The sequence below is a fragment of the Parasutterella sp. St.1A3 genome (genome assembly GCF_059728705.1).
In genome coordinates this window covers 950,255-973,130 of record NZ_BAAGFK010000001.1, presented here as the reverse complement: position 1 = coordinate 973,130, position 22,876 = coordinate 950,255, and the positions used below count along the sequence as shown (strand labels likewise).

At 48.4% G+C, this 22,876-nt stretch carries 17 protein-coding genes, 3 rRNA genes and 1 pseudogene; 3 read left to right on the top strand and 18 right to left on the bottom strand.

Annotated elements, in window-relative coordinates:
• Nucleotides 1-146 precede the first annotated feature (146 nt).
• From AC6I1F_RS04600 to yddG, 10 genes are all read right to left on the bottom strand, one after another.
• Nucleotides 147-1,247 carry an FAD:protein FMN transferase gene (locus AC6I1F_RS04600; protein WP_160335301.1) on the bottom strand — a complete coding sequence of 367 codons (1,101 nt, stop codon included), beginning with the start codon at nt 1,245-1,247 and terminating at the stop codon, nt 147-149.
• A 26-nt stretch (nt 1,248-1,273) separates the two neighbouring features.
• Nucleotides 1,274-1,708, bottom strand: a complete 435-nt coding sequence (locus tag AC6I1F_RS04595) for a tetratricopeptide repeat protein (protein WP_160335300.1) — start codon at nt 1,706-1,708, stop codon at nt 1,274-1,276.
• 168 nt (nt 1,709-1,876) lie between these two features.
• Nucleotides 1,877-2,059: a hypothetical protein gene (locus AC6I1F_RS04590; protein ID WP_160335299.1), complete on the bottom strand. Its 183-nt coding sequence runs from the start codon at nt 2,057-2,059 to the stop codon at nt 1,877-1,879.
• Nucleotides 2,060-2,162: 103 nt separating this feature from the next.
• Nucleotides 2,163-2,717, bottom strand: coding sequence for a GNAT family N-acetyltransferase (locus AC6I1F_RS04585; protein WP_160335298.1), 555 nt, complete (start codon nt 2,715-2,717; stop codon nt 2,163-2,165).
• 66 nt (nt 2,718-2,783) lie between these two features.
• On the bottom strand, nt 2,784-3,518 hold the full coding sequence (locus AC6I1F_RS04580; RefSeq protein ID WP_290432878.1) for an energy-coupling factor ABC transporter ATP-binding protein: 735 nt from the start codon (nt 3,516-3,518) through the stop codon (nt 2,784-2,786).
• On the bottom strand, nt 3,506-4,243 hold the full coding sequence (locus AC6I1F_RS04575; RefSeq protein ID WP_290432879.1) for an energy-coupling factor transporter transmembrane component T family protein: 738 nt from the start codon (nt 4,241-4,243) through the stop codon (nt 3,506-3,508). The genes AC6I1F_RS04580 and AC6I1F_RS04575 overlap by 13 nt, the downstream gene beginning before the upstream one ends.
• Nucleotides 4,216-4,830: a NikL family nickel/cobalt ECF transporter subunit gene (locus AC6I1F_RS04570; RefSeq protein ID WP_237178752.1), complete on the bottom strand. Its 615-nt coding sequence runs from the start codon at nt 4,828-4,830 to the stop codon at nt 4,216-4,218. The genes AC6I1F_RS04575 and AC6I1F_RS04570 overlap by 28 nt, the downstream gene beginning before the upstream one ends.
• The gene (gene cbiM / locus AC6I1F_RS04565; RefSeq protein WP_160335296.1) at nt 4,817-5,422 is read right to left on the bottom strand and encodes a cobalt transporter CbiM; all 606 of its coding nucleotides are present in this window, start codon (nt 5,420-5,422) and stop codon (nt 4,817-4,819) included. The genes AC6I1F_RS04570 and cbiM overlap by 14 nt, the downstream gene beginning before the upstream one ends.
• Nucleotides 5,422-6,186, bottom strand: a complete 765-nt coding sequence (locus tag AC6I1F_RS04560; protein ID WP_160335295.1) for a DUF4198 domain-containing protein — start codon at nt 6,184-6,186, stop codon at nt 5,422-5,424. The genes cbiM and AC6I1F_RS04560 overlap by 1 nt, the downstream gene beginning before the upstream one ends.
• A gap of 95 nt (nt 6,187-6,281) precedes the next feature.
• Nucleotides 6,282-7,166: an aromatic amino acid DMT transporter YddG gene (gene yddG / locus AC6I1F_RS04555; RefSeq protein ID WP_290432880.1), complete on the bottom strand. Its 885-nt coding sequence runs from the start codon at nt 7,164-7,166 to the stop codon at nt 6,282-6,284.
• Between the two features lie 201 nt (nt 7,167-7,367).
• Here yddG and AC6I1F_RS04550 point away from each other — a divergent pair, with 201 nt between their 5' ends.
• Nucleotides 7,368-9,044, top strand: a complete 1,677-nt coding sequence (locus tag AC6I1F_RS04550; protein ID WP_497801612.1) for an IS1634 family transposase — start codon at nt 7,368-7,370, stop codon at nt 9,042-9,044.
• Between the two features lie 123 nt (nt 9,045-9,167).
• Here the strand turns inward: AC6I1F_RS04550 and AC6I1F_RS04545 are convergent, their stop codons facing one another.
• From AC6I1F_RS04545 to AC6I1F_RS04525, 5 genes and pseudogenes are all read right to left on the bottom strand, one after another.
• Entirely contained in the window at nt 9,168-9,455 is a 288-nt protein-coding gene (locus AC6I1F_RS04545; RefSeq protein WP_497801789.1) for a DUF7947 five-stranded beta-barrel domain-containing protein, read from the bottom strand.
• Nucleotides 9,438-9,695, bottom strand: a pseudogene (locus AC6I1F_RS04540) (DUF7946 domain-containing protein); the annotation flags it as partial. The pseudogene AC6I1F_RS04540 and the gene AC6I1F_RS04545, both read right to left, overlap by 18 nt.
• 174 nt (nt 9,696-9,869) lie before the next feature.
• A complete protein-coding gene (locus AC6I1F_RS04535) occupies nt 9,870-13,556 on the bottom strand; it encodes an AAA family ATPase (protein ID WP_290432943.1) in 3,687 nt (1,228 codons plus the stop codon).
• 39 nt (nt 13,557-13,595) lie between these two features.
• Complete coding sequence (locus tag AC6I1F_RS04530; protein ID WP_160335291.1) at nt 13,596-14,831, bottom strand: exonuclease SbcCD subunit D C-terminal domain-containing protein; 1,236 nt, start codon at nt 14,829-14,831, stop codon at nt 13,596-13,598.
• 70 nt (nt 14,832-14,901) lie between these two features.
• Nucleotides 14,902-15,651, bottom strand: coding sequence for an ABC transporter ATP-binding protein (locus AC6I1F_RS04525; protein WP_290432942.1), 750 nt, complete (start codon nt 15,649-15,651; stop codon nt 14,902-14,904).
• A 203-nt stretch (nt 15,652-15,854) separates the two neighbouring features.
• On the opposite strand from AC6I1F_RS04525, the gene AC6I1F_RS04520 reads away from it, so the two are divergent.
• Both AC6I1F_RS04520 and AC6I1F_RS04515 read left to right on the top strand, forming a co-directional pair.
• Nucleotides 15,855-16,802 (top strand): LysR family transcriptional regulator, encoded by a 948-nt coding sequence (locus tag AC6I1F_RS04520; protein WP_290432941.1) that lies wholly within the window; start codon nt 15,855-15,857, stop codon nt 16,800-16,802.
• 72 nt (nt 16,803-16,874) lie between these two features.
• On the top strand, nt 16,875-17,675 hold the full coding sequence (locus AC6I1F_RS04515) for an aspartate dehydrogenase domain-containing protein (protein WP_290432940.1): 801 nt from the start codon (nt 16,875-16,877) through the stop codon (nt 17,673-17,675).
• A 136-nt stretch (nt 17,676-17,811) separates the two neighbouring features.
• On the opposite strand, the gene rrf is transcribed toward AC6I1F_RS04515, so the two are convergent.
• The 3 genes from rrf to AC6I1F_RS04500 all read right to left on the bottom strand — a co-directional run bounded on the left by rrf (nt 17,812) and on the right by AC6I1F_RS04500 (nt 22,783).
• Nucleotides 17,812-17,926 (bottom strand): 5S ribosomal RNA (gene rrf / locus AC6I1F_RS04510).
• Nucleotides 17,927-18,069: 143 nt separating this feature from the next.
• Nucleotides 18,070-20,952 (bottom strand): 23S ribosomal RNA (locus tag AC6I1F_RS04505).
• Nucleotides 20,953-21,238: 286 nt separating this feature from the next.
• A 16S ribosomal RNA gene (locus AC6I1F_RS04500) occupies nt 21,239-22,783 on the bottom strand.
• The 16S, 23S and 5S rRNA genes sit together here, the layout of an rRNA operon.
• Nucleotides 22,784-22,876 lie beyond the last annotated feature (93 nt).

Sequence of the window (22,876 nt, the reverse complement as noted above, 5' to 3'; positions counted from 1 at the left end):
TGCGTAAAGCGGTCACTGTCAAAGCGGCCGCTTTATTTTTTTCTCCAAAGGCTCTTCTGAGTGCGCCTTTTCGTCAAACAAAAAAAAGATCAGACCGGAAAACATCTCCGGCCCGATCCTTTCTTTAATCAGAAAATCTTGACTCGCTACTTCTGATCGCCTGCTTTCGGTTCACTCGCCTTTTGGCCCTTATCCGCTTCTAACGGCTCAATCACACCAATCCTAAAGTTCTCATTAGTGAACTTGATCTCGTCGTCCAAATTCGGTGTGTACACAACGGTTTTCAGCGGCTCATCCACCAATACGGCTTTAAGTTCCGGATGCGCTCTCAGAAAATCAATCGCGCCCTGCCAGCCCATCACAAAAAGAGAAGTGCATAAGCCGTCGGCATAAGCCGAGTTCTTATGAATAATCGACACGGAAGACAAGGTCGCGGGAACCGGACGTCCCGTCCGCGGATCCAAAATGTGATGATATTTCTTTCCGTCTTTAATAAAAAACTTCTCGTAGTCGCCGCTCGTCACAACCGATTCGTCGCGAGAAGGGACCGCCGCAAAATATCCGCCTCTCTTGAGATCGGGCTCCTGCAGACCAATCAGCCAAGGATTGCCGCTGTAGTTCGTCCCGCTTGTGATCACATTGCCGCCAAGACTGATGAGCGCGTCTTTACAGCCGGCCGCTCTGAGTTTCTCAATCACTTTATCCGCGATAAAACCTTTGCCGGTCGCGCCAAGCGTTATTTCCTGACCTGCCCCGATCTTTCCGTAATACTGATCGCCCTCTTTCTTTACTTCTATCTTGGTCCAGTCAACTTTCGGAAGCGCCTCCGCAATTTCTTTATCACTCGGTACGCGGTGATTGTCATGGTCGACGCTCCAAAGTTTGACCAGAGTGCCGACGGTCGGATCGAGCGCGCCATGAGTCATCGCGCAGACTTCTTTGGTCCTCTCCAAAATATCCGCCGTGTCTTTGGAAATTTTGATCCACTCGCCTTTGGCCGCGCCTAAACGAGATAAGTCACTGTCGGGCTTATAAGCGGATAGCAGAAGTTCAAGTCGATTGACTTCGTCTTCTGTCACCTTCTCACAGTAATCGGCTTTCTCCTGGCTCTCCGTCTTAAACTGCGTTGTGACCACCGTACCCAACGCGTCAAACGCATGATGATAGACATCAGTTTCCGCATATGCCGAGGCAGAAAAACCGGCGCCTAAAACCAAAGCGGCGCAAAGTGGTTTGACATTAAACATAAAAGGTATCCTTTCGAAATTTATTCTTAGTGCATTGAGCCTGCATGCGGTTTCAGATGCGAGCATCCGAGCTCCTCACCGAGATCGCACGCGCGCTGATAATAGGCGCGGGACTTCTCTTCTGAAACCTCTGCACCGAGGCCGAGGCGATAATTATTTCCAAGCGACAGGCAGCCTGCGGCATACCCGGCCGAGCAGGCCTTTTCATAAAACGGATTGGACTGCGCATGCTCCCCTTTCTGCTGACGAGCAAAACCAAGATAGAAGCATCCGCCGCCGTGGCCTTCCATGCAGGATTTTTCCGCACACAAAAGCGCTTTGTCATAGGCTTGAGCGCGATGATATTCAATCGCCGCCTCAAAACACGCCTGACCGCCTTCAGCATCGCACTTCGGCGCCTGATCAGAAGCGAATACGCACAAGGGAACTGCTGCTAAAGCTAAAAGAAGGGATTTCATCATTTTTAAATTCCGTACCAATGAGGCCGCTCATTGTCAAAAATGAATATTTGCTTGAAATTATAGGTAAAAGCACCCGTTTATTTCAGGTGTTTTTCAAGAATATCGCCGAGAATATCGATCACTCATATGTCCGGTCGAGTCCGTTCCCGGCGAAACATCAAAAATCTGTTAAAGCTGTTTTTTCTGCTCTTTTATCTCTTCGGCAATCAGCTTTCTTTCATGCGGAGAAAAGGGTTTCAGCGCGTCTCTTTTAAAGTTGCTCGGATTCTCTCTACCAAGACCGTCTTCAACAGCTTCTTCAATGGTTTCAATATAACGTTTAAATTCTTTCACAATGCCGGTTTCTGTCATTTACTCATCTCTTTTGTATCGCTGTAAAGTTTATATTGAGTATTGCTTTATAGCGTTCTTGTTCATCCGTTTTGGTGCCTAAGTACCAAGACAGACGCTCTCTTTAGACTTTATCCAAATCACCGACCACGTCCTCTGAATCCCAGAGTTTTCCAAACACGCGCCAAAAGTCCTGAATATCCTCTTCTGAGATTTCGGCATCGCCATGAACAAGCGTCACAAACTTTTCTCCGCGCCACTCGTGCAGACCGCCAACCTCTCTAAAACCGTTTTTACGGTAAAAACATAAACGCTTCACACGCTTGGCCCGATCCGTGCATCCCGGATAAATACCTTCGCAGTCAAGAAAGATGACTTTGCCTGCTGCCATCTCGATTGCGGCTTTGATTACGTCGCTTCCAATGCCTCTGCCCCGTTTTTTCTCATCAACCGCGATATAAAAAAGATAAAAGAAACGTCCTCTTTTTAATGTACAGAAGAAAGCTTCCGCTTCATTTTCCCGAAGCAGCACGAACATCTCTGCTCCGTTCACAGAGCAGGTAAAGAAGGGCTCAAGAGAAACTCGTTCAAAGAGCGGAAAGGACTGCATGTAAATACGACGGACAGCCGCTCGATAAGGGTTGTCGCCGCAGACTTTTTTAATTGTGAAATCCGACATTTTTCTTCGTGACAATTGAGATAGGTTTTATCCTACAGAATCGGATTCTTCCAAAACCAATCCCTGCTAATTATGGGAATGCTGTTCTGCGCCGAAGAAATGACTATGACGATGCTCATGGATCTGAGGCGCTTTAATCTCAGAAAGCTTTTTATCGGTAATCGTAAAGAAGCGGCTGCAGGTCTCGGCCAGCATGTCCGGATCATGACTGATGATGATTTTCTCACCCTCAAAGCGATTAATAATCTCAATAAGGCGCTTTCTTGCTGCCGCGTCCAGCCCGTTCGTGGGTTCATCCAGCAGAAGAACGTCCGGTTTCATCGAAAGAACCGCCGCCAGCGTCACAAGTTTTTTCTGTCCGCCCGAGAGCTCAAAACTCAGAGAATGCTCCAAATGTTCAATACCTAGAGAGACCAGCGTTTCATGCGCCCGTACCCAAGCTTCCTCCTCTGATAAACCTTCGTTCAGCGGGCCAAACGCCACATCATCAATCACCTCCGGAAAGAAAAGCTGATCATCGGGATGCTGGAGCACAAATCCCACTTTCAGCCTAAGCGCCCGGAAGTCTTCTTCCGTCTGTACGGATTTTCCATAGAGCAGAATTTCTCCGCTCTTGGCTTTTAATAAACCGGTGATGATTTTAAAAAGTGAAGTTTTACCGGTCCCGTTCGGGCTCCATATTCCTGCACTGCAGCCCTTCTCGAAACGGAAATTTAAGCCGCTCAGAAGTTCCTCTCCGTCAGGATAGGAAAAGCTCAGATTTTTAATTTCTAAAACCACCCGGTTTTCTAAATCGTCCATCCGTACACACTCAGAAGAATAGCCGCGGCACAAAAAAGCGCCGTCATAAAAACATCCGTCCGTGTGGACGGGTATACATTCAGTGTTCGGATTTTACCGTTGAAACCGCGAAGTTTCATCGCTTCGTCCAGCACTCGACTGCGGCGAACAGCCTTTGCGAAAAGAAGAGAAATCATCGCCGCGACTGTTCGGTATGTTCTTCGATCCGCTTTCAGCACAAAACCGCGGAGTTTTGCGGCTTCAACCATCTGGCGATACTCTTTTTCAAAAATATCGATACCGCGGGCACAGAACAAAATAATCGCCACCAGTTTGTCAGAGAATCCTATCTTATGGAATCCATAGGCAAGCTGAGAAAAACTCAGACTGCTGACAAGCGTAATGAAAATCATAAAGAGCGCATTCGCTTTAATTGTCACCAATACGGATAATTCAACGCCCTGCTTTGTAACCCAGCCCCAAAGCGGTTCACCCGGCGTTGTCCAAGGCGTCAGAAGCCAAATGAAAAGAATAAAAATATTGATTTGGACGGCGCGTTTCACAAAGTGAGACGCGTTCGGTTTGAAAAATAAAACCGCGGAGAGCGCAAAGACCAGGGCGGCAAAAGCACTTTCGCAATTAGGAAGGACAGACACCGGAGCCGCAAAAATAAATGCGCTCAATATTCTTGCGGCGGGCGTAAATGTCCTCGCGTCCATTATTTTTTCCGTCTTGCGCTCAGCCATGCAAAGATTCCGCCAAGTCCGATGAGCCAGCCGAGACCGCCGACAATATCTCTCAAAGAAATCTCAGGATTTTGAGCTTGAGCAAGCTCACGGCGAAGCGGAACAATCACTTTTGTCTCCTGATCTTCTTTGGCAAGCCGAACCGCGTTGTCTAAATCCTTCTGTGTGTAAAGTTTCGGATCCGAAGAAGTGACGCTATCCGTTTTCTTCGGCTCATACGTCAGAAGAAGAGGTTCTTTAGAGGCTTCCGCTCCGGAAAACTCTTCTCTGCTGATTTTCCATCGATTCTGATGTCCCTCTCCCGCGTTCACGACAACCGTCAGCGGAGCGGCCTTAAATCTGGCGGGAAGCGCAATACAGACTTTGCCTTCATCGGAGGTTACCGCTTTAAGAACGGATTCTCCCGCGTCGTTGATAAAGTTAACTTCAGCTCCGCGCGCAGGCGCGCCATTTGCGAATTTCGCTTCCGCGCATACCTGATCAGCCTGAGGATAAGCAAACACATTCAGCCTATGCGCCTGAGCCGAGCCCGCTGCCGCGACGGCGATCAAAGCCGCGGCTCCGTAAATCAGTTTAACGATGTTCATCAAAGACTCCGGGATCACTTTTTCTGATGTATACCACAGCGATAGCCGTAATAATTCCCTCCACAATCATGATAGGAAGATTGGAGAAGAAAATCGCCCAAGCCGCAGCCACAAATCCCTCGCTGGTGAAGGCGAGCGCAAGCGCCGTTAAAAGTCCCGAAATCAGCACGCCGCAAAAGCCGGCAGCAAAACCGGCCGCTTTTAAATGCCTATCGGCGCTTTTACCGCTGATCCAATGAAAGATTAGGCCGGCGGCTGCCGCCCCAAGGCCCATTGTCGCAGTGTTCACGCCCAGAACCGTAAAACCGCCGAATTGGAAAAGAACTGCCTGCAGAAGCAGCGCAACGAAAATAACAGGAAAAGCCGCCGCGCCGAGGACTGCCCCGATCAATCCGTTCATAATCAGATGCGCACTGGAAAAACCGACCGGCACGTGAATCAGACTTGCGACGAAAAACACGGCTCCGAGAAATCCTGCCAGCATCAGATGATCCGTTTGAATCTTTCTCAGACCGTAAGCGACGCCTACTGCGGCCGCTGCCGCACCGGCAATCAAAACCGGCGCGGATAACACTCCCTCAGCGATATGCATTATTTAAACGAAGGCGTCACAAATTCAGTCCAGAGTACCGCACCGATTTCTACCGGTTTATCGACACCCTCATGCTTAATCTTGTAGTCGGCCTCGCTAAGCGCGGCAAAACCCCACCAGCCTTCCCAGGGAACAGAGTATGAGAAAGTTCCCTGATCGTCGGTCATCACAACCTGTGTGATAAAGATGTCATTGGGCGCTTTAACGCGCTTATCTACGTTGTAGTACTCGACTTCAACCGGAACGTTTGCCGCAGGTTTGCCGTCAACAACGACCTTACCGCGGAAAATATTGCCGACATAGTTGCCGAAAGGACGGGTCAGCGGAATGATTTCAGTCTTGAGCCCGGCGGGGATTTCCCAACCGTCTTCTACACCGTAAGCCGGGACCATAACCTTGGTGTAGTGCATAATGAATTTGTCTTCGGCAGGCTCCCAATAAGGCTGCGGCTCAAGAACAAATTCATACAGGCCCGGACGAATCACTTTGTACTGTGTAATCCAAGCGTCCTTATCCAATACTTTTGCAGGCTTCAGTGTATCGGTCAGATCGGTCTTCCTGCCGTCAACAATCACAGAAAGATTCTTCGGCTTGGCCATGTTCATACCGCTTTGTTCCATCGGATGATTAAAAGCGGCTGTGAGGGTGACCGTGCTGTCTTTCTGATCTTCAACGATCTGTTTATCCGGGATCACACTGCCGAAGTGCGCCTGAGAAACAGCGGCAAAACTAAAAAGAAGCGATGCAGCGATAAGATTTTTCATAAATAGCGGCTCCTTATGAAGGTGTTAAATAATTGTAGGACGTCAAAGAACCGTATTTAAAAAATCTTCTTAATATTTTTTAAATCTTCTTAATTTCAATCTCTGGTAGCAGCCCAACAGACGAAGGAGCCGGCAACAACAACTGCCACTCCGGCCCAGAAGGCGTGGTTCAGCGATGCCCCGATGAGAAAAGACGCAAACACGCAGGACAGGACCGGCGTGAAGTAAGAAGCGATCGCCATAATTGCGATTTTTCCCTTCTGCACGCCAAAGGTCCACAGGCCGTACGCGCCTCCCATCACCATCGCTGTCAGTATGACAATCCCAAGCCCCTTCATGCTGAATTCTCTGCTCGGAGCGAGATCAAGCAGCCAAATCGAATTAAAAATCAGCATATTCAGACCGAAAATGACGGTCGTAGGATTTTCCCCGTTAGCCCATGCTCTTGTGAAATTCGAATACGCCGCCCAGAATATTGCGGCCCAGAGTGCCAGGAAGTAAGCCAGCGGATTAGTTTTTACATGATCCCACATGCTTGCGAAGTCGACAAGAATACTGCCGGAGAGCACCATACAGATCCCGTAAATCGCGAGTGCCACTCCGATGGAGACCCACCACTTTGCCTTCTGACCGTTAAAAAGCACAGCAAAGAAAATCGTGAGAGAGGGCCAAAGGTAATTAACCATTCCGACTTCCATTGCCTGAGTCCCGCTGCTGGAGACGGATAGTGAGATCGCAAAAGTCAGAGAGGTACCGATCGCGGAACCCAGACCGAAAATATAGTATTTCAGAGGGAGGCGGCTAAATCTTGGAAAACCGAAAGCGAACCACACAAAAACGAAGGCAATGAGGTAATTGATTGCCAGGCCCAATCCGATTCCGATCGTATCGGAAATTAACCGAACCAGTGAGACAGACAACCCCCAGAATATCGGCGCGGTGCAGCCGATCAAGGTTGCCTGATTCTGTGTTAATTGCATATTCTCCCCTTTTTGGAGGGATTGTAGGCAAAAAAACGATAAGCGGGACATCTTCTGCTCAAACCTGAATTCCCAAAAACTAGATCATAAATATTACTAGTAGTTACACACAGTGCCCAAATTGCCCGTAAACCGGGCATTGGGCATTATTTTAACTGATTTAATAGATTATAATTATATAATCTACCTGGAGGGATTCATATGCTTGCGAAGACCATTGAGCATGTCATCAAGGTAAATATCAAGGGCAAGGACTATCTGTACCAATTTCAAAATGCTTGGGATCCGGTCAAACAGCGTTCTTATAGCAAACACCGAATCACCCTTGGGCGCCTGATTGACGGCAAGGTGGAATTGGGAAGGAAATTTCTTCGAAACAATCCTCAATACAAGGATGTTGAACTAACTTTTACCGATAACAAACTCTGTCCGGTTGGTATTGCAGAGGTCAGTCTTCCGGTGGCACAAATTGTTTTGAACCGGTCGGAAGCACTCAATGCCGGAGCCAGCTATGTATTAGAGCAAATTGCCAAGCAATCGGGAATAACTAAAGCCTTAAAGGTCGTCTTTCCTGAGCATTGGAAAGAGTTACTATCCTTAGCGATATTCTTAGTTATCCATCCTGACGCCACTGTCTCCAACTACGATGTAATAGCGCAAAACTCTCTCTATCCGACTGCCGCTATACCCTCTCAAAGAATCTCCGAAATATTTGAATCCATCGATTATCAACCCTCTGTCGAGCAATATCTGAAGCTGCGTCTTGCCTCTAATAAAGCATTGGACAAGAACAGTTACTGGGCATTTGATACCACTTCAGTGTCTTCTTTCTCACAAACAATTCATAAGGTTACCTATGGGCATAACAAAGAAGACCCTGACATGGCCATGCTAAAGCTGGCGCTGCTGATCGATGAGAAGACAGCCGAGCCGCTTTACTACAAGGTGCTGGACGGTTCTATTGCTGATGTTGTTTTATTGAAGAACCTGTTTATCCAGCTGGCTAAACTTGATGCGGAAGATGTCAACCTGGTGTTGGATAGAGGGTTCTGCTCTGAACATAATCTGCAAATTATGTTCCGCAATCACGTAGGCTTTGTCTGTGGACTTCGTTCAGAGCTAAAAATTGTTGAGCAAACTTTTAAGGAGGTGGCCGGATCACTCAGACTATGCTTGCCGGCAGCATTTAAAAATAGTGTTAACTGCTTTTGTGCAACGCGCGAAATTCAATGGTATTCCAACACAAGAAAATATGGCGCCGAACAGGACAAGTTGTTTATCCATGTCTATTACAGCAAAGAAAGAGAAGCTGACTATGTCATGAATATGACTCAATTAGTCGAAAGTTTTAAGTTGCGTCTGAAAAATGGGAAAGTGCCTAACTCTCCGTATTTCAGGCAATTCTTCAAACGCGGAAAAGATGACGACGGCAAGGTCAAATATGATTTTAATGTTCCGGCTTGGGCTCAGTTCTGCCAGAGTTGTGGTTTCTTCTTTCTTGGTTCTGACAGAATTTCCTTACCGGATGAAGCTCTAAACATTTACCGTCAAAAGGACACCGTCGAAAAAGCGTTTAATAACTACAAAGATAGATGCGGCGGCAGAAGATTGAGGTGTTTGGAGAGAGCTTTAGATGGAAAGGTCTTTGTCACGTATTTAGCTCTGAGTTTAAGACTGATGCTGCATAAGCGGATGCAGGACGCCAACATTGACCCTGAGAAAGCTCCACGCCTGATAAGTGAGCTTAATGCATTAACTGTCTATAAGTTCGCTCCTGAGGGCCAAGTCACATATCTCTGGCACGAGATCCCAAAGCGTTACAAGGAACTTATGCAGAAGTTGAAAATAAAAATCCCCGCCCCGATTTTTGTAATCTAGGAGCGGGAATTCAGGCTCAAAAAATGTCCCGCTGAATTTAAACTCAAAACTTCCGAAGTTCTTACATTGAGAGTCAAAAAAGGGAAATTTTGGGCCTATTTTTACTCTGATGCAACAGCATCATTAATAAACAGTGTCGTGATTTCTTTCTGAAAGGGTTGCTTTTCCTTTCACTTGAAGCGCTTTCCCAAGAGCAAACGCCTGCACGTACGGGTTGTTTTGGTTAGAGAGTAAGGGATCGCTGATTTGTCCGTTGATTCGCTCTTCCGGCCCTTCGTTTTCGAGTGAAACTTTACATGAACCCGTAAGCAAGTCCAGTTCTGTAAATCTAACGAAGAATTTTTTTTCATCTGTGATCTTGCTGTCTTTGGTCTTTGCCAAAAGATCTTTTGTGAAAGCATCAGCTTTCACAAATTCTCGTTGGTTATCATCGCAAACAGAAATACCGGTACAGGATTTACCAATAGAAGAGCGAGCCTGCCTGTTCTCTGCGATCAATCCGTCCGCCATTTTGTCAATCGTTCCGAGCAAACATTCCTGCATTTCTTTATTCTGAGAAACGGACTGCCGGAGTGCTTGTGATAAGTGTTCCATCTTCTCCTTTCCTCTTTTACTAATAACATAGCTAGCAACGGCGGTAACTAATGAACAAGCTAAGCCTGAAACAGCTTAGGCATTATTTTAAAGAGCTGTCAACATGTTTAAATTTCGGGCTCTGTATTAAGAAGAGCCCGAATGTTCTATAGTTTCTCCGATAATGCGAAGCTGTTCAATGTCACTGACGTGAATTATTTCATCGGCTGCGATAGGGTTAAATCAAAGAAATCAGCCGATTCGCTTTACGCCCGGTCCCTGAAGTGTTGAAACTCCGGGAACCGATGAGGTTTCCACGCGGATCACAATCGGCAGGCGCTCCTGTACTTCGCCGACGTGTGAAATAATTCCGACGAGTTTATCCTGATTGATTTGGCCCAAAACGCTGAGCGCTTTTTCCAAAGATTCAGAGTCTAGTGTGCCAAACCCTTCGTCAAGAAAGAGCGAATCAATCTGGATATTGTTGCTTGCCATCTTTGAAAGACCGAGCGCAAGCGAAAGACTCACAATAAAGGTTTCGCCGCCGGAAAGATTGGCCGACGGCCTGATAACGCCGCCGAGCGCCGTATCCACGACACTGATTTCCAGATTTTTACCCTTGGTCGAACTCAAATAGAAGCGGCTGTTCAGCTTCTTCAGTTCGGCATTGGCGCACTCTAAAAGCTGAACCAGCACCAGGTCCTGAACAAACCTATTGTATTTTCCGCCGTCTGCTTGTCCGATTAAATCGCAGAGCTTTGCCCACAAAGCGTATTCACTTTCCAGATTTTTTGCCGCTTTTTGCGCTGCAGCCGCTTTCTGACGATTCTCTGCGTCGCGATCCTTCAGCGATTTAAGGCGACCAATCTCTTCGTTGTTCTGATCGATCTCTTTTCTAAGGTCAACTCTTTGGCGTACAATCTCCGCTCGCTCTGTCTCTTTCGGGCAATCCGCCTTGTGACTTTCCAAATTCTCTGCAGACGTTTTAAGTGACGCAGTCGCTGAAAGCTGAAGATCCTCAAAATCTTTAATCTTCTTTTTCAGCAGTTCTAAATCCGCTTCGGATTTCCAGGAAGATTTCCATGCCTGCTGACTCTCGAAGGCTTTATCAATAAGTGCCTGAGCCCACTCACCTGCAGATTTCTGCGTCTGAAGCGTCAATTCATTAAGCGCCTTTTCTACCGCTTCAAGCCGTCCTGTCTTAGTTGCCCAATCCGTATCAGCAGCGGCTTTCTGCTCCTGAAGCATGGCCACATTGTCTTTTGCCTGCTTCAGCGCCTGTTCGGCCTTTTGCCGCTCCTGTGAGACACTCTTTTCTCCGAACCGGGATTTGCGCTCACCGCAGCTTTGGTCATAAACCTTTTGAAGCGTCTGAACTTTATCGCTTTTATCGTTCACTTCCTTAAGAAGTTTCGCTGCCTGCGTTTTCAACACTTCCAGAACGCCGGACATTTTGTCTTCTTTTGACTTCTGTTCGTTTAATTGGACGACGCTCCTGTTGTAAGCGTTGCCCCGCTCCAAAAGCCTTTCGATGAACGACGCGGTAATTTCCTCTGCCTTTTCCAGCGAGTAAGCACTAAAGTCCCTGATAAAAAGAACCCTGCTGTCCTGCAGTTTATCTCGATTATCCGACAGAGCCTTACCCAGCTGCTGAAGCTGAGTACTGATCGTATTCTTCTCTGCTTTCTTTGCGGCAAGCTCGCTATCGGCTCTGGTCTTTTTTTCCTTCAGCAGGTTTAATTCCGCTTCCTGCTTTTGAACTTCAGAGACCGTCTTATCGTAATCACGCTTAATCTGTTTCAGCTTGACGATCTCGTTCTCGACCCTCTGCTTTTCCTCTGTGATACGGGCAGCTCCGCATTCCCGAGAAGGTACGGATAAAACGCGCTTACAGGCTTCTTTATAGTCTTCGGATGCGGCTTGACATTCAGCCTCAAGGGATTTCAGCTGACCTTCTTCCGCTTTCTTTTGTCCGATAAGAGCCGCATTTTCTTTTGTCTTATTGCTGAGGTCTTCGCTGGCCTGCTTAAGTTCAGTCTTAGCTTCTTCCAATTTGACTTTGGCTTCAGCCACACCGGCAGGAAGCTGATCGGCATAAGGATGATGTTCGGATCCGCACAAAGGACAGGCTTCTCCGCTGACAAGGGCCGCTCGCTCCTTCATGAATTTATTAATCGCAACGAGCTTTTCGTTAGCGTCAACGTTTTTTTCCAATACGCTGTATCTGGCCGAAAGTTCGTTAATCTCGGCCTCCTTTGCTTTGGCTAATACATCAAGCTGCTTTACCGCATCACGATGTTTACGGACTTCCGTATCAAGTTTTTCCGCAGTTGAGCGCTTTTGGTCCAAGGTCAGAAGATCCGCACGATGAGCCTCAAGCTGCTCCTGCTGCGCCTGAAGCTCTTCCGTTGTTTCACCCTCCAAAAGCGCAGTTCGGTGGTCTTTCAGCAAATCAATTTCCTTTGTTTTTACCGCAACAGCGGAAATAGCTGTCCGAGTGATTTTCTCAAGTTCTCCCGCTTCTTTTTCAGCCTTTTCAAGCAGTTTGCTAAACCTAGTCCGTTCGTCTTCATCATGCGCGATCACTGTTTCCAGTCCGGAAAGCGTATTGCGAATCACGGAAAGCCTGTCGCTTTCGTCGAACAGACGAGCATCATTCTTTTTCTCGGCAAATGAACTTTCGGCTCGAGCGGTTTTAGCTTTCTGATCAGAAAGTTCTTTCTCAGATGCGGCCTGCTTTGTCTGCGCAGTCATGTACTCTTTGCGGCTTACCTCGAGTTCGTCCTTCGCAGCCTGAAGTTGCTTAGCTTCTTCACGGATCTTCCCGTCCTGAATATCAACCCAAGTAAACAGCTCCTGATCTTTCTTGGCTTTGCTTTCTGTGTCCTGAAGCTTTTTCAATGCATCTGAGAGATCAGACGCAAGTACCGTAAGTTTGGGTTTCAGCTCTGAGAGTTCCGTACCGAGCTGATTTTTCTGCTTTTCTGACGAGTTTAAATTGCGTCGGCTTTCGTCATAAGCGTCATAGATCGGTTTAATGACGGCCGCTGCGCTTGCCCGATCCCTTTCTACTCTCAGCCGATCAAACCCTTCCTTTTGAGCTTCAATTTTTTCTAATGCGTTTTTTGCCTCTTCGCAACGCTTCTCTAATGCAGCAAGTGTTTTCAGTTTTTCCAGCTTTGCATCACAGGCAGAAGCTTGTTTTTTTTCTTCTTCGATTTTTTTGTCCAGTTCTACAAGCCCTGATTCGATCTGCTTGAGCTCCTCATCGCTCAGAATCTCAAACTTTTCATATTTTTCTTTCTCTTCGTCAAGCTGCTTTTTAAGCTGACTGGTCTTGATATAGACTTCCTGCGAAATCTTCTTATAAATCTCTGTACCGGTAATTTCTTCCAGAATATCGGCTTTGTCGTTTGTTCCGCTGTTCAGAAAAGCCGAGAATTTTCCCTGAGCAAGCAGGACAGATCGTGTGAACTGATTAAAGTCCAGTCCGAGTACTTCCTTGACCGCCTGAGCTTTCTCTTTAACTTTGGATGCCAGAGTCATCCAAGTGCCCCCTTTAAGCTCTTCAAGCGAAAGCTTTACAATTCCGAAAGATTTCTTCCCATCAGACGAATTTTCTTCGTTCTTACCGCTTCTTGAGCGAGCGTGGCTCCATTTGGATCTGAAAATGCGCCCGCCTGATTCAAAAATGAGCTCCGCAGAGCACTGATCGCTCTGACGATTCATTACTTCATCAGAAGTGTTGCTGATAGAAGAGATGCGCGGAGTTTGGCCGTAAAGCGCAAGACAAATCGCGTCGAACACGGTTGTCTTACCGCTGCCGGTTTTGCCGGTGATGGCAAAAATTCCGCCCTTATAGGATTCATCAAGGAAATTAATCTCCCATTGCCCTTGAATAGAATTCAGATTCTCTAATTTAAGCGTATGGATTCTCATGCCGATATTCCGAGTAAAAGTGAACGATCTCTGCTGCGGTTAAGGAGTGGCAAAACTTTGCCCCATTTGCGCCATATCAACAACAGAGCGGTATATCGCAACGAGTTTTTCCCGCATCTCTTCCTCGACTTCTTCCTGCTCAAGCCGCTTGTCAAAGACGCTCATCGGATCAAGCTGCTCTATTGTCAAAACGTTCTCTCCCTCGGCAAGCGAAGCAAAGCGGCGCGCAGTATCTTCAACACGGACCACCTGAATGCTTGTGCCTGCAATAAGTCTTTGAACGGTTTCTACTAAGTTGGTCGCCGAAGAAGTGTCTTCATGAATAATCTGAGCTAAAACAGGCTGCGACGGATTCTGTTCACTAAGGACCTTAATTTGATCCAGTTGAATTTCAATGTCGCTGAGTTTGCCGCGTACTGTCACAATACGATCAAAAGAGGGAACTGGAAGATCCGAGACAGCTTTTACCTTTTCTTTATCAAATTCCACCACGCGGACGATCTTTGCGTGAGAAGCTTCATCAAAATTAAACGGTATCGGAGCGCCGCTGTAGTTACGCGTTCTGTCTCCGCCGATCAGCTGGGCTTTGTGGATATGACCTAATGCCAGATATGAAATGACGGACGGAAACACGGATGAAGGCACAATACCGAGTGAACCGATATAAAGCGCGTTTTCATCATGACCGACTTTAGAATTTGCGGTCATCAAATGACCGGTTGCGATCAGAGGAACTCGGCTGGAACCGATCGTCTCCACCGCTTTTTTAACAACCGTCTCATAGTGATCCTTAGTCGCCGCGACAATCTCTTCATCTCTGCTCAGCTGACTGTCAGCTTTGATCCGAAGAATGTCACGCTCTCTCAGATAAGGAATAGCGCAGACAACGCCTTCGAGTTTTCCCTCCTCGTCCCTTAGCTCTACAATTTCCCTGGCAGGATCGCTTTCAGCTCCGCCGACGACATAAATACCTAAATGACTAAGAATATTTTGAGGGGCATTCAGCTGCGTCGGTGAGTCATGATTGCCGCCGACAATAACAGCATGGCGGCAGCATGTCTTGCCCAAACGGGCCAAGAAGTCGTAGTACATCGCCTGGCTTCTGTGCGTCGGGACGCAAGTATCAAAGATATCGCCGGCAACAACTAAAGCGTCAATTTTCTCTGTTTCAATCGTTGACAGAAGCCAGCTCAGAAACTGTTCAAACGCGTCGTAGCGGTCGAAATCATACAGTCGTCTGCCTAAATGCCAATCGGATGTGTGAAGGATTTTCATAATTATCGTCCTTGTGGAATGATCGATAGTTTATGAAAAAATAGTAAACCCTATGGCGACAGTTGATGTCTTAAAGGTTTTCTGCTTTCAGGAACGCTTTGCCGCGCTCTGTTGTCGGTGAAGTGAAGAACTGAGCGGCGTCCGTATACTCAACCACTTTTCCGTCCTCGAGCATCAGAATCTTATCGCCCAGGAATTTCGCTTCTTCCAGACGGTGCGTCACCATCAGGAAGGTCTTTTTGATATTGTCCTTGATACCGATAAGTCCCTTCATACGCTTGAGCGTCTGGCAGAAATGATTGCTGGTTTCCACATCCAATGAGGCCGTCGGTTCGTCTAACAGAAGGACCGGAGGCGCCATCATCATGACCCGAGCAATGCCGACACGCTGCTGCTGTCCCCCGGAAAGACTGGAGGCAGGCGTTTTAAGAATATTCGGCGTAATTCCAGCGATCTCCAACGCATGCTGATAAAGCTCCTCAGTTTCCTGATCGGACATCTTCGGACCGTACTGAAGCGCCATCCTGATATTTTCCTCAGTCGTCCCTTCAAACATAACGGCCTTTTGGAAGATGTAGGCAATTTGTCTGCGAAGCTGATGTACATCGTAGGTGTCAATATTCTGTCCGCGCCAGAGAATTTCCCCGCCCACTTTGCCGGGATCAAGTCGATTGAGCTGCTTGAGCAGGGTGCTCTTTCCGGCACCGCTGGGTCCGACAATGCAGACAAAAGCTCCGTTCTCTATATCTAAAGAGACATCGTTAAGAATTGGTGTGTTCTGTAATGTGACATTTAAATGTCTAACGGATAATTCAATCACTGCTATACCGGTTCAATGTTTACTGACCTATACATAGTAGTCGTTTAGCGAGACAATTTAAAGGCAGGGCAAAAAAATCCACCCCGGCACTGCAGAGGTGGAAAACCCATTTCTTGTCCGAGTTGAATGAACTCGACATGATGAGATTGTGAATCATCTGCTATATTACGTAAAGTGCAAATGTTATCCATCGAGTTGCAAAATTGGAAATCAAATCTAAAGCATTAAAAATTTTCTGCGCCGTGGTTGAGACGGGTTCTCTGCTTGCCGCGTCAAATAAACTGGGCATTTCTCCTTCGGCGGCAAGCCGCGTTTTATCCCAGCTTGAAGAGCGTATAGGGATCGTCCTCTTTGATCGAGGAAATAAAACGCTCACTTTGACTTCCGAGGGCACAGAGTTTTACCGAGTAGCAATGGAAGCGATGCGCGCATGGAAAGTCGTGGAAGATTATCCGACTCACCGAAAACGCAAACGCAAACTTCTGAGAGCAGCGGTGCTCGCTCGCCACTGCAGTGATGTCATTCTGCCTGCCATCGTCAAAATCTTTAAAAGACACGAAAAGGATATGCGGGTCACGCTCGATATCCATAACGGCCGAGATATTTACTTTTCAAAGTATTCTCATCCGTTTGATATCGGTTTCGGTACGCTTTTAAGTGAGCATGACGATATGGAAAAGCGCGTGCTCGCAGAGCTGCCTCTGCGTCTTGTCTGTTCAAAAAACAATCCTCTCTCACAAAAAGACGTTGTCTCAAGAGAGGATTACGCTAAAGAGAACTTTATTCTTCTTTCTCACGACATGCGTGAGAGGAAACTGTGCGATCTGCTTCTTCCTCCCTTGGAAGAAGATCAGATTGTGGGGGAGATATCGTCTACACAAGTCGCTCTGCGCATGGTAAAAAGGAATGCGGGCGTTCACATAACGGACTCCCTTGCGGCGATTAGCGTAAGCGACGACTGCAAAGCCATCCCGATCAGCGATCCTCTGACGATTCCTTTCTGCGTGTTTTGGCCGAAAACGGCAGGAGAACTCTCCGAGGAAGTCAAGGAGTGCATCGCGGAAGTTTCCGCAAGTATTGAAAAGGCGGGAATAAAGCTGACTGAATATGGAAAAAGTTTTATACGCCCAAATCGGCAAAAAAATTTCTAATATTCAATTACTCTATTTCTTTCCTTATGTGTAAAAATAAGGAATCTGTTAACAAAAAAACTTGGATTGGAAATGAAAAAAATCGCCATTTTAGGCTGCGGATCAGTCAGTCAGGTGTTCTGCATCAATGCGCTGCGCCATCTGGGTAATGATTATTTCATCACGACTGTTTGCGCAAAGCACCATGAACACGCTGTGGAACTTGCCAGCCGAGTCGGCGGAAGAGCGGCAAGAAACGTCAGCGAAATGCTCGAATTAGGCCCCGACATTGTTGTTGAGTTCGCGGGAATCTCTGCAGTTGAAGAGCATGCTCAGGAAATCCTTGAAGCCGGAGCCGACCTGGTGATCTCTTCAGTCGGCGCGCTCGACGAAAAGAATTTCAGAGACCATATTGTCAAAATCGCGAAACAGAATAAAAGACATATCTATGTGACAAGCGGCGCAATCGGCGGCCTGGATGTTATGGAAACCTACAGCGTCATTGGCAATCCAGCAGTCAGAATTGAAAGCGTAAAACCGCCTGAAAGCTATATCGGCACGCCTTATATGGAAGGCAAAACTGTCAGCACAACTGAAGAGCAGCTGATTTTTGACGGCGACGTACATGATGCGATTCACGGTTTCCCGAGAAACGTCAATGTCTCCGTAGCGACATCTCTTGCTTCCGGGGCCACTGATGCCAAAGTCCGCCTGATCAGCCGTCCCGGCATCAAAGAAGTCACGCACCGCATCACACTGGAAAATGACATTATGCATTCGGAACTTTTCTTCAAGTCCAAGCCGGACCCGGAAAACCCGAAAAACAGTCTCTCTTCTGCTTACAGCGTGATCGCTCTTTTGAAGAATATGGCTTCGCCGCTTAGTTTCTTCTAAGCAATTAACCGTAAAAGCGAGTTTAAGAACTCCGGCACTCAGATCGAGCGTCGGAGTTTCATCTTTCTTTACCCCTCCGCACAGACAAAATAAAACCTCTCACCGCGTTCGCAGCAAGAGGTTTTAAGAATGGAGAGCCCGGAGACTACCTACTTTCGCAAGAAATACAACTCACTATCATCGGCGTGGAGGCGTTTCACTGTCCTGTTCGGGATGGGAAGGAGTGGTTCCGCCCTGCTATGGCCTCCGGGCTTAAAACTGTCCGCTCCGGTTAAGGAGCCAATTCGGATCGATTTACTTCATCTTGGCAGCGCCTTGGATTTCTCTCAAGCTCAGCCTTCACTTTGTTCTTTCTCGCACGGACCTCACAGCCGGTCACAAGCAACACGGTTATAGGATCAAGCCTCACGAGCAATTAGTATCAGTTAGCTCAACGCCTCACAGCGCTTACACACCTGACCTATCGACGTCCTGGTCTCGGACGACTCTTCAGGGAGGTTTTACCTCCGGGAAGACTTATCTTCAGGAAAGTTTCCCGCTTAGATGCTTTCAGCGGTTATCTCGTCCGCACTTAGCTACCCGGCAATGCCACTGGCGTGACAACCGGTACACCAGAGGTGCGTCCACTCCGGTCCTCTCGTACTAGGAGCAGCCCCCGTCAATCTTCCAACGCCCACGGCAGATAGGGACCAAACTGTCTCACGACGTTTTAAACCCAGCTCACGTACCTCTTTAAATGGCGAACAGCCATACCCTTGGGACCGACTACAGCCCCAGGATGAGATGAGCCGACATCGAGGTGCCAAACACCGCCGTCGATATGAACTCTTGGGCGGTATCAGCCTGTTATCCCCAGAGTACCTTTTATCCGTTGAGCGATGGCCCTTCCATTCAGAGCCACCGGATCACTATGACCTGCTTTCGCATCTGCTCGAGTTGTTGCTCTCGCAGTCAAGCACGCTTTTGCCATTGCACTATCAGCACGATTTCCGACCGTACCTAGCGTACCTTCGTACTCCTCCGTTACCCTTTAGGAGGAGACCGCCCCAGTCAAACTGCCTACCATGCACGGTCCCCGAACAGGATCACTGTCCCGGGTTAGAACCGCAAACAAATCAGGGTGGTATTTCAAGGTTGGCTCCGCGCGTACTGGCGTACACGTTTCTCTGCCTCCCACCTATCCTACACAAATCGGTTCACAGTTCAATGCAAAGCTGCAGTAAAGGTTCATGGGGTCTTTCCGTCTAGCCGCGGGTAGATTGCATCATCACAAACATTTCAACTTCACTGAGTCTCGGGAGGAGACAGTGTGGCCATCGTTATGCCATTCGTGCAGGTCGGAACTTACCCGACAAGGAATTTCGCTACCTTAGGACCGTTATAGTTACGGCCGCCGTTTACTGGGACTTCGATCAAGGCCTCTCAGCCCATCAATTAATCTTCCAGCACCGGGCAGGCATCACACCCTATACGTCGTCTTTCGACTTGGCAGAGTGCTGTGTTTTTAATAAACAGTCGCAGCCACCTATTCTCTGAGACCTTTTCACGCGAGCGCAGTCCCTGCGCCTACGTTACTCAGGCACACCTTCTTCCGAAGTTACGGTGTCAATTTGCCGAGTTCCTTCTCCCGAGTTCTCTCAAGCGCCTGAGCATATTCAGCTCGCCCACCAGTGTCGGTTTGCGGTACGGTCCCGCCGAACTGACGCTTAGAGGGTTTTCTTGGAAGTTCGTCCAATCACTTCTCTGCCTTAGCAGATCGCGGCTTTGCCTCGGAGATGCGTCTGCGGATTTGCCTGCAGACCTCCTACACTCACCCACCGGGACATCCAACACCCGGCTGACCTTCTAAACTCCGTCACCCCATCGCATTCGGCGGCGGTTCGGGAATATTAACCCGATTCCCATCGACTACGCCTTTTGGCCTCGCCTTAGGGGCCGACTCACCCTGCTCCGATGAACGTAGAGCAGGAAACCTTGGGCTTACGGCGAGCGGGCTTTTCACCCGCTTTAACGTTACTCATGTCAGCATTCGCACTTCTGATATCTCCAGAATCCTTCTCAAGACTCCTTCGCAGACTTACAGAACGCTCCCCTACCACGCAGAGAGTAATCTCCGCATCCGCGGCTTCGGTTAATGGCTTAGCCCCGTTACATCTTCCGCGCAGAAAGACTCGACCAGTGAGCTATTACGCTTTCTTTGAAGGATGGCTGCTTCTAAGCCAACTTCCTGGTTGTCACGGCCTTTCCACTTCGTTTTCCACTTAGCCATTATTGGGGACCTTAGCCGGCGGTCTGGGTTGTTTCCCTTTTGAGTCCGGACGTTAGCACCCGGTGCTCTGTCTCCCGTGCTCACGCTTCCAGGTATTCGGAGTTTGCCTTGGTTTGGTAAGACTCCATGTCCCCCTAGCCAAAACAGTGCTCTACCCCCTGGAGCGATACACGAGGCACTACCTCAATAGTTTTCGGGGAGAACCAGCTATCTCCAGATTTGTTTGGCCTTTCACCCCTATCCACAGCTCATCCGCTAATTTTGCAACACTAGTCGGTTCGGTCCTCCAGTGTGTGTTACCACACCTTCAACCTGGCCATGGATAGCTCATCTGGTTTCGGGTCTACACCCTGCGACTGTTCGCTCTATTCGAACTCGCTTTCGCTGCGCCTCCCCTAGTCGGTTAAGCTCGCCACAGAATGTAAGTCGCTGACCCATTATGCAAAAGGTACGCAGTCACTCCTTACGAAGCTCCTACTGTTTGTATGCATGCGGTTTCAGGTTCTATTTCACTCCCCTCCCGGGGTTCTTTTCGCCTTTCCCTCACGGTACTGGTTCACTATCGGTCGATCACGAGTATTTAGCCTTGGAGGATGGTCCCCCCGTCTTCGAACAGGATTCCACGTGTCCCGCTCTACTTCTCACTGCCTTAGTACCATTCAAAGCGTTTCGCCTACGGGGCTATCACCCGCTATGGCCGGACTTTCCATTCCGTTCGACTACGCTTCAAACTATCAGCTGTTAGGCTCTTCCGGGGTCGCTCGCCGCTACTGCCGGAATCTCGGTTGATTTCTTTTCCTGAGGATACTTAGATGTTTCAGTTCTCCTCGTTCGCCTCTGCACCCTATGTATTCAGATGCAGATACACCTTGCGGTGTGGGTTCCCCCATTCAGATATCTGCGGATCAATGCTCGTTTGCCAGCTCCCCGCAGCTTTTCGCAGGCTGCCGCGTCTTTCTTCGCCTGTGATCGCCAAGGCATCCGCCACATGCACTTAGTCACTTGATCCTATAACCCTGCCGCCTATTGCCCGGCCGGGTCACAAGTAACTTGGTTCTTTGTGCCCATATGCTGTCAATGTCTCATGCTTGAGAAATCTCAAAGTTTTAACTTTGCTTGATTTCCAATCACTACCCGTCTTGACTGACTCTCATCAAATCAGTCTTAACGTTAGATTTTTCAATCTTTCCGAATTGTTAAAGAACATATTTCTTTTTGATTTATCGACTGCCGATAAGAGTGAGCGCTGAATGAATTCAAGCGTCTTCTAAAAGCTTTCATTCGCTTTCTCTTGAAAGGAGGTGATCCAGCCGCACCTTCCGGTACGGCTACCTTGTTACGACTTAACATTAGTCACGGTGCTCACCGTGGTCGCCGCCCTCCTTGCGGTTAGGCTAACGACTTCTGGTAAACACCACTCCCATTGTTTGACGGGCGGTGTGTACAAGACCCGGGAACGTATTCACCGCGGCATGCTGATCCGCGATTACTAGCGATTCCGACTTCATGCAGTCGAGTTGCAGACTGCAATCCGGACTACGATCGGTTTTCTGGGATTTGCTCCCCCTCACGGGTTGGCTGCCCTCTGTTCCGACCATTGTATGACGTGTGAAGCCCTACCCATAAGGGCCATGAGGACTTGACGTCATCCCCACCTTCCTCCGGTTTGTCACCGGCAGTCTCACTAGAGTGCCCTTTCGTAGCAACTAGTGACAAGGGTTGCGCTCGTTGCGGGACTTAACCCAACATCTCACGACACGAGCTGACGACAGCCATGCAGCACCTGTGTTCAGACGCCCTTGCGGGCACACTCTCATTACAAAAGCTTCTCTGACATGTCAAGGGTAGGTAAGGTTTTTCGCGTTGCATCGAATTAATCCACATCATCCACCGCTTGTGCGGGTCCCCGTCAATTCCTTTGAGTTTTAGTCTTGCGACCGTACTTCCCAGGCGGTCAACTTCACGCGTTGGCTGCGTTACTGAGGAATTTAATCCCCAACAACTAGTTGACATCGTTTAGGGCGTGGACTACCAGGGTATCTAATCCTGTTTGCTCCCCACGCTTTCGTGTATGAGCGTCAGTTGCGTCCCAGGAGGCTGCCTTCGCCATCGGTGTTCTTCCACATATCTACGCATTTCACTGCTACACGTGGAATTCCACCTCCCTCTGACGCACTCTAGCCAAGCAGTCACATATGCGGTTCCCAGGTTAAGCCCGGGGATTTCACATCTGTCTTACTCAGCCGCCTGCACACCCTTTACGCCCAGTAATTCCGATTAACGCTCGCACCCTACGTATTACCGCGGCTGCTGGCACGTAGTTAGCCGGTGCTTATTCTTAGAGTACCGTCAGCAGAGCTATTTATTCGATAGCTCCTTTTCGTTCTCTACTAAAGTGGTTTACAACCCGAGGGCCGTCATCCCACACGCGGAATAGCTGGATCAGGCTTGCGCCCATTGTCCAAAATTCCCCACTGCTGCCTCCCGTAGGAGTCTGGGCCGTGTCTCAGTCCCAGTGTGGCTGGTCGTCCTCTCAGACCAGCTACTGATCGTTGCTTTGGTGAGCCGTTACCTCACCAACCGGCTAATCAGTCATCGGCCGCTCCGCTCGCGAGAGGCCTGCAAGCAGGTCCCCCTCTTTCTTCCGTAGAACTCATGCGGTATTAGCCATCCTTTCGGATGGTTGTCCCCCACGAGCGGACACGTTCCGATGTATTACTCACCCGTTCGCCACTCGTCAGCCGAAAAAAGCAAGCTTTTCTCGCTGTTACCGTTCGACTTGCATGTGTAAAGCGTTCCGCCAGCGTTCAATCTGAGCCAGGATCAAACTCTTTTGTTTAATCTCTGTTGTCGCTCGAATCACTCTCTTGGTGTTTGACGGAGTATTTCTACTCCTTCATCCAATAAGTGCGAGCTAAAAATTTCTTCGCGA

Excerpts from the sequence above, each read along its gene's own strand:
- AC6I1F_RS04560 (WP_160335295.1), bottom strand. The coding sequence starts at position 6,186 with ATGAAAAATCTTATCGCTGCATCGCTTCTTTTTAGTTTTGCCGCTGTT.
- AC6I1F_RS04515 (WP_290432940.1), top strand. The coding sequence starts at position 16,875 with ATGAAAAAAATCGCCATTTTAGGCTGCGGATCAGTCAGTCAGGTGTTC.
- AC6I1F_RS04590 (WP_160335299.1), bottom strand. The coding sequence starts at position 2,059 with ATGACAGAAACCGGCATTGTGAAAGAATTTAAACGTTATATTGAAACC.
- cbiM (WP_160335296.1), bottom strand. The coding sequence starts at position 5,422 with ATGCATATCGCTGAGGGAGTGTTATCCGCGCCGGTTTTGATTGCCGGT.
- AC6I1F_RS04580 (WP_290432878.1), bottom strand. The coding sequence starts at position 3,518 with ATGGACGATTTAGAAAACCGGGTGGTTTTAGAAATTAAAAATCTGAGC.
- AC6I1F_RS04600 (WP_160335301.1), bottom strand. The coding sequence starts at position 1,247 with ATGTTTAATGTCAAACCACTTTGCGCCGCTTTGGTTTTAGGCGCCGGT.
- AC6I1F_RS04575 (WP_290432879.1), bottom strand. The coding sequence starts at position 4,243 with ATGGCTGAGCGCAAGACGGAAAAAATAATGGACGCGAGGACATTTACG.
- AC6I1F_RS04550 (WP_497801612.1), top strand. The coding sequence starts at position 7,368 with ATGCTTGCGAAGACCATTGAGCATGTCATCAAGGTAAATATCAAGGGC.
- AC6I1F_RS04585 (WP_160335298.1), bottom strand. The coding sequence starts at position 2,717 with ATGTCGGATTTCACAATTAAAAAAGTCTGCGGCGACAACCCTTATCGA.
- AC6I1F_RS04530 (WP_160335291.1), bottom strand. The coding sequence starts at position 14,831 with ATGAAAATCCTTCACACATCCGATTGGCATTTAGGCAGACGACTGTAT.
- yddG (WP_290432880.1), bottom strand. The coding sequence starts at position 7,166 with ATGCAATTAACACAGAATCAGGCAACCTTGATCGGCTGCACCGCGCCG.
- AC6I1F_RS04595 (WP_160335300.1), bottom strand. The coding sequence starts at position 1,708 with ATGATGAAATCCCTTCTTTTAGCTTTAGCAGCAGTTCCCTTGTGCGTA.
- AC6I1F_RS04535 (WP_290432943.1), bottom strand. The coding sequence starts at position 13,556 with ATGAGAATCCATACGCTTAAATTAGAGAATCTGAATTCTATTCAAGGG.
- AC6I1F_RS04570 (WP_237178752.1), bottom strand. The coding sequence starts at position 4,830 with ATGAACATCGTTAAACTGATTTACGGAGCCGCGGCTTTGATCGCCGTC.